The organism is Acinetobacter sp. YH01022 (assembly GCF_013420235.1).
Lineage (GTDB): Bacteria > Pseudomonadota > Gammaproteobacteria > Pseudomonadales > Moraxellaceae > Acinetobacter.
Genome location: NZ_VOYP01000084.1, coordinates 1 through 4,864, shown reverse-complemented (window position 1 = coordinate 4,864; position 4,864 = coordinate 1). Strand labels below are relative to the sequence as shown.

The 4,864-nt window shown below is 40.6% G+C and carries 6 protein-coding genes; 2 read left to right on the top strand and 4 right to left on the bottom strand.

Annotation, left to right across the window (positions count from 1 at the left end):
* Window positions 1-141 precede the first annotated feature (141 nt).
* From FTT87_RS15565 to FTT87_RS15555, 3 genes are read right to left on the bottom strand one after another with little or no spacing between them, the layout of a single operon-like run.
* On the bottom strand, window positions 142-1,215 hold the full coding sequence (locus tag FTT87_RS15565) for a DUF6670 family protein (protein ID WP_180175094.1): 1,074 nt from the start codon (window positions 1,213-1,215) through the stop codon (window positions 142-144).
* A gap of 39 nt (window positions 1,216-1,254) precedes the next feature.
* The gene (gene pssA / locus FTT87_RS15560) at window positions 1,255-2,082 is read right to left on the bottom strand and encodes a CDP-diacylglycerol--serine O-phosphatidyltransferase (RefSeq protein ID WP_180175093.1); all 828 of its coding nucleotides are present in this window, start codon (window positions 2,080-2,082) and stop codon (window positions 1,255-1,257) included.
* A gap of 45 nt (window positions 2,083-2,127) precedes the next feature.
* The gene (locus tag FTT87_RS15555; protein WP_180175092.1) at window positions 2,128-2,985 is read right to left on the bottom strand and encodes a 23S rRNA (adenine(2030)-N(6))-methyltransferase RlmJ; all 858 of its coding nucleotides are present in this window, start codon (window positions 2,983-2,985) and stop codon (window positions 2,128-2,130) included.
* Window positions 2,986-3,103: 118 nt separating this feature from the next.
* On the opposite strand from FTT87_RS15555, the gene FTT87_RS15550 reads away from it, so the two are divergent.
* Window positions 3,104-3,706: a 2OG-Fe(II) oxygenase gene (locus FTT87_RS15550; protein WP_180175091.1), complete on the top strand. Its 603-nt coding sequence runs from the start codon at window positions 3,104-3,106 to the stop codon at window positions 3,704-3,706.
* 74 nt (window positions 3,707-3,780) lie between these two features.
* The gene (locus FTT87_RS15545; protein WP_180175090.1) at window positions 3,781-4,308 is read left to right on the top strand and encodes a hypothetical protein; all 528 of its coding nucleotides are present in this window, start codon (window positions 3,781-3,783) and stop codon (window positions 4,306-4,308) included.
* 110 nt (window positions 4,309-4,418) lie between these two features.
* Here FTT87_RS15545 and FTT87_RS15540 read toward each other — a convergent pair whose 3' ends face one another.
* On the bottom strand, window positions 4,419-4,679 hold the full coding sequence (locus tag FTT87_RS15540) for a DUF2789 family protein (protein ID WP_180082180.1): 261 nt from the start codon (window positions 4,677-4,679) through the stop codon (window positions 4,419-4,421).
* Between the last annotated feature and the right edge of the window lie 185 nt (window positions 4,680-4,864).

The following is a 4,864-nucleotide window of genomic DNA, read 5'->3' as shown; positions in this document are numbered from 1 at the left end:
TTTTATCAGAAGTTTTAATCTTCATCACCGCCGATGGATGTGCATTCTACACCATTCCAAACCCAATGCAACTCCTTTTTTTAAATAACTCAACAAAAATATCACGACTGTTTACTTATTATACAAAATAGAAGTTTTTTATTATTTTTTGCACGCAAACGGGACAGGATTAGCTAGTTCATCACGCATTTTTTCCTGTTTATTTTTTTCTTGCCAGCTCAGTGAGCGGCAATCGATATATTCACAATAGCCACTTTCACCTGTTTCTTCATGATGATTAATTCTGACTTGATATTTAAAACTACCCACATAACCTGCCGCCAAACCAAATTTAAAATCTCCGCGGCTTTGTGCCTGTACGGAAATGCAGGTGCCATCTTTATCTTCATAACCCCATTCAAACTCACGTGGCAAATACATGCTTTGCCCATTCGGTGTTTTTACTTTGGGATAAACCCGATGTACTTTAAAACGTACGTTCTGGTCAAACATTTGCGAGATGCCTGTTTTTCCATCTCGTAAATATAGGCGTGACTGTAAAATACCGTTGAAAGAATCTCGAATCTGAGCCAAAAGCAGTTGACGCTGATTTTCCAGATTTATAACTTGATAGGTAAAAAATGCCAAAGGCAAATAAGGGAAATTAATGGAACGAGCATATTCAAAACAGCCCATCTGCTGAATTTCAAACTTTTGTTCCTTATAAGTCACCTGCCCTTCACATTGACACAGTAAAGACCAGTGATCTGCCAGTCCCATACACAACCGGGTAAAATAGGAAACAATATTGCTGGTGCAAATTGATAAATCAAAACTTAGTTCTTTATCTTTACGCTGTATTTGAAAATGAGGAAAACTGCCGCGAATTGTTTCCCGATCTAAAAACTGAAAATGCCCTTTGCTAAAACGACAGTCCTTCTCCACCGAGTAAGCATTCAATTGCCCTACCATATGCGAGCTAATACTGGCAATGGTAGTGGCAGTATCTAAAGCTGTGGTTTGAATGGCACTTTCATTGCGCAGCATTGCTGCATTCGGCTGGCCAATCAGACTAATGAAATTGAGGTAATGTAAGGGTGCGGGTAGACCAGGAATCATCAAACCTTGATGAATGATTTTATAGTGACCTTTTTGCGCATGATAGGCCAAGCGCAACTGAAATGGAGCCTGATTGAGTTGTTTGGAGCGATCAAATAAATCTTGAAACAACTGCATATCGTGCTCCTTTTTATTTTCAGTATAGCGTTCTCATTTTTATATGGCGGTATTTTTTCTCGCAAGGAAAGTGGTCACAAAACCTGACAGTGCATAGATAATGGAAATAACCAAAATCCCTACAGGAATATTATAAGTAATTGCAGCAAAGATAAACACTGCAATCGGTAACACAAAAAATGGTACTCGTTTGCGATCAAATGTTTTAAATGAATAGTATTTGATATTGGAAATCATCAACAAGCCGACTGAAATGATCGCAATCGCATTAAAGATCTGAATACCCAATTCACGTATATCAAAAATTTGCGGGAAATCTTGTGCGACCCAGACCAGGGTAATAATGATCACCGCCGCCAACGGACTTGCCACACCAATAAAATAGCGTTTATCTACCACACCAATTTGCACGTTGAAGCGTGCCAGACGGAAAGCTGCACAAGCGGTATACACAAAACAGGCCGCCAATCCAATGCGCCCCAAATCATGCAGACTCCAGCTATACATTAAAATGGCTGGTGCCACGCCGAAAGCCAGCAAGTCAGACAAGGAGTCGAACTGTTCGCCAAACGGGCTTTGAGCACCAATCGCACGTGCTACCCGACCATCCAATCCATCAAATAATGCCGCCAGAAAAATAGCATAAATGGCTTGAATAAAATCTCCATTCATACTGGCAATAATGGAATAAAAGCCCGATAGCAAAGCGGCTGTTGTAATCAGATTCGGCCACAGATAGATGCCACGACGTTTCACCTTTTGTCCCTCGTGGGTATGCTCTTCTTCTTCCACTTCAAAGGTGATGCCATCAAAACCATGCTCATCACGTGGAGAAGATTCACTTTCAGGTTTGTTTATACTTGTCATTCTTTGCCGATCCTAACTGTAACCGTATCTTTTGAAACGTATCTCTTATTCACCAACCAACCAGCGTACAGCGGCATGTCCACCATTTTCACTCATACGCAAATGCGGGAACAACCATTGTAAAGCTTCATCTGCATCTTCAGAAAACTTCCATGGTGGATTAATCACAAGCAAACCACAACCATTCAGGCCCACAGGCGTATCATCCGGCCATACACAAACTTCACACACCAATTGACGGCGAATACCCGTTTTGATCATTTTCTTTTCAAAACGTTCAATCATGGCGCGATCTTTAATTGGATACCAGACAGCAAAGATACCCGTAGGCCATTTTTTATAGGCAGCAGCCAGTAATTCTACCAATTGTGGAAAATCTTTACGTTCCAATTCATAAGGCGGATCAATCATGACCAGACCACGTTTTTCTTTAGGCGGAATCACTCCGAGCAAGCCTTCATAAGCATCACGTTCATGCAGGCCAGCTCGGCGGTCACGAATATTAAAACGCAGCTGCTGGAAAACCTCAGGCTGCATTTCAAAAATGGTGGCTTTGTCTATTTCACGCATGCCTTCCAAAGCAAACCAGGGTGAGCCCGGATAAGCCCCTTTACCTGAAACTTCACGCATATCCTGAACAATTTTAAGATACTGCTTTACGCCTTCAGGTGCATTGCGGGTAATGGAATCGTCCAGCTTGATTAAACGGTGGATACCATTTAAAAACTCGCCTGATTTCTGTGCTGCAGACGTCGATAAATCGTATTTACCTGCCCCACCATGCGTATCGATATAGCGATAAGGTTTATCTTTGGCATTTAAACGTGTTAAAAGTTGCAGCAATAACACATGCTTCATGACATCGGCAAAGTTGCCTGCATGGAAATGGTGACGGTAATTCATGTTTCTTTAATTCCTGATATCAACCGATATTTTAGCATGAAAAAATGTTTCGTTCCGCAGGATATCTTGCTCTAGAATACGCCAGCGTTTTTCTATCCTGTTTATTGAGTATATCTTTATGGATGCAATTCACTTCCCAAAGTCATGCCATGTTGATCAAATAATTGAAGATTTAGATCAGCAAGGCTTCAGCATTATTGATGATGTTTATCCTCAAGAATATATTCATGCCTTGGTTGAGGAATGCACTTCCCATCTGAATCAGTTTAGAGAAGCCGCCATTCAAAATGGGGTCATCAGCAAAATTCGTAGCGATCACATTTTATGGATTAATGAAGATTTAGAAAAAGCTCAACAGCACGTCAAAATGCTAGAAAGTTTGGGTGAACAACTGAACCAAGCCTTTTTTCTGGGCATTCGTGAAGTAGAAGCCCATTTTGCCTGTTATAACGCCGGCGAGTTTTATGCCTTACACCGCGACAATCCCCAACAAAAAAATGACCGCGTCATTTCGGCAGTTTATTACCTGCATGAAGACTGGCAAGAGGATTGGGGCGGTGAATTGCGTTTGCAGGATAAGAATGATCAGTGGCACATTATCCCGCCAAAACCGAACCGCATTGCACTATTCCAGAGTGATTTATTGCACGAAGTGCTGAAAGCCAAACATCAACGCTTATCTATTACCGCATGGTTACGCAGCGGCAATTCCATTTGGTAATTCACAGCAGAGGATGCTTTAAATCTGGAAAAACATCCTCATATAGCAATCATTGACAGATGAGGATGTAACCGATGCGGGAAAACACCAAACAGATTATTCAACGTATTGGCGAAACTGATCAATTATATTTACAAGGGAATACGCCAAAACTTGCCTTAGAACGTGCTGAGTTACGTATGCAACTGGTTACACTCAGCATCGTACGCCAGGAACAGATTCATTTTCTGCAAGAAGCCGTGGTTCTGCTTGAACAGGGTCGTATTGAATTTGAAGAAATGCCGTTAAGTTTATATATGAACTTATCTATGCATTTAGCCAAAGCCTATATGTTGTATTTTGAAATTACCAAGGAACAAAGATTTGCCTTGATTACCCAGCAAATCTTAAAACCTATCACTCACGACCAGTATGGGGACGTTTATTTTTTCCTGGCCTATGCTTCTGCGGCCAAGAGTGAAACCGCCTTAGCGCGACATTGGCTCACCAAATACAGTAAAACTGCCGATTTTGACTTGATTCTGGTACAAGAGCATCCAGCCTTTCACCCATTCCGTGAGCATGACTGGTTTGTGCATTTAGTCAAAAGCAAAGTTCATTAATTGCAGATTTAACGATAAAAAACGCCTGCAATGAGGCGTTTTTTATGATCTGTTCTGCTTAAAAGTTCCTTCTTCTCAGCAGGTTTTAAACATCACTTGTCTACAAAAAATCAGGCAGGTTGCAGTCTGGTGGCATTCATATGTAATTGCTGGTTCAGTTCATCAATCAACATGACCCACTCATCTGCATCTTCCACTAAATAGCGAATTAAAAACTCACGCTGGGATTTATTCCAGAATGGAGCATCATGCAGATTTTGATGTGCAGGTAATTGATGAGTCCGTATAAAAAGCTCAATAGCTGCAGGGCTAGAAGCCAGCCCAAGTTGTTCAAATAACATTTTAAAGGATGGGTTATTATTCATAAGCATGGCACACTCCTTATCAACCAAACTGTCATTTATTATTTAATTAACTTATAAAATATTCCTCTGTACACGACAAAAATAGATAACTCATTGAAATAATGTCACAATAATTGTTTTCTAACGACGAATACTATGACACATCTCAATGAGTTATATCTTATCTTAAACAAATCTCTAAAATGGAACAA

What these genes read in the sequence shown, in the direction of transcription:
- FTT87_RS15540 (WP_180082180.1), bottom strand. Translation starts at nt 4,679, where the DNA reads ATGCTTATGAATAATAACCCATCCTTTAAAATGTTATTTGAACAACTT.
- FTT87_RS15555 (WP_180175092.1), bottom strand. Translation starts at nt 2,985, where the DNA reads ATGAATTACCGTCACCATTTCCATGCAGGCAACTTTGCCGATGTCATG.
- FTT87_RS15565 (WP_180175094.1), bottom strand. Translation starts at nt 1,215, where the DNA reads ATGCAGTTGTTTCAAGATTTATTTGATCGCTCCAAACAACTCAATCAG.
- FTT87_RS15550 (WP_180175091.1), top strand. Translation starts at nt 3,104, where the DNA reads ATGGATGCAATTCACTTCCCAAAGTCATGCCATGTTGATCAAATAATT.
- pssA (WP_180175093.1), bottom strand. Translation starts at nt 2,082, where the DNA reads ATGACAAGTATAAACAAACCTGAAAGTGAATCTTCTCCACGTGATGAG.
- FTT87_RS15545 (WP_180175090.1), top strand. Translation starts at nt 3,781, where the DNA reads ATGCGGGAAAACACCAAACAGATTATTCAACGTATTGGCGAAACTGAT.